The sequence below is a fragment of the Gilliamella sp. W8136 genome (genome assembly GCF_016101285.1).
Lineage (GTDB): Bacteria > Pseudomonadota > Gammaproteobacteria > Enterobacterales > Orbaceae > Gilliamella > Gilliamella apicola_N.
The window spans coordinates 1-242 of sequence record NZ_JACFQU010000073.1 but is presented as its reverse complement, the minus strand read 5'-3'; the positions used below and the strand labels follow the sequence as shown (position 1 = coordinate 242).

At 47.1% G+C, this 242-nt stretch carries 1 pseudogene; it reads right to left on the bottom strand.

The window, feature by feature from the left end:
• A pseudogene (locus tag H3T96_RS14695) lies at positions 1-242 on the bottom strand (type VI secretion system Vgr family protein); the annotation flags it as partial.

The window sequence follows — 242 nt, the reverse complement described above, 5'->3', positions numbered from 1 at the left end:
CTGCATTTTGCAGTGCTTTAGCAATTGATAAAGCATTTTCAAGCTGGGTAATGGCACCTTGCATATCCAGTTGTTTACCCTGTGCCTTGGCTCGGTCTGGCTGGTGATGTATAAACCTTTATTGGCAGCAATTGCACCCCACTCATCGGTGCGCAGCTCAAATCCCTCACCACGCTGCTCTTTGTTTTGGTCAACTAAATGCCCGATGTTAAGCTGGGTTTTACCGTATTCGGTCGCTAACT